Below are 274 nucleotides of genomic sequence, written 5' to 3' on the forward strand. Positions count from 1 at the left end.
GGATTTTGGACGTTTACCATCTTGGTTGTTTTTATCGTCCCATTGTTTTGTTACTGTTGCCGTTGTCTTACCTGGTGTATATTCATTTGTGATGGTGTGACCATCTATTGTTGTACTGTAGTCTTTCACATGATCTTCAGTTACTGTATATTTAATTTCTTGACCATCTTTGTATTTCGGTAATTGATTAAACTCATATTGCCATCCATCTTGTTCACTGACTTCTACTGAATCTATTTTTTCACCATTTGCTAATAAGTTGACTGTTACTTTC

1 protein-coding gene is annotated in these 274 nt (G+C 34.3%); it reads right to left on the bottom strand.

Going from position 1 to position 274, the window contains the following annotated elements; genetic code table 11:
* Window positions 1-274 (bottom strand): Cna B-type domain-containing protein (locus tag CD111_RS12175; RefSeq protein WP_158245714.1); only part of this gene is annotated, 274 nt, incomplete at both ends.

It is taken from the genome of Mammaliicoccus stepanovicii (assembly GCF_002902525.1).
GTDB lineage: Bacteria > Bacillota > Bacilli > Staphylococcales > Staphylococcaceae > Mammaliicoccus > Mammaliicoccus stepanovicii.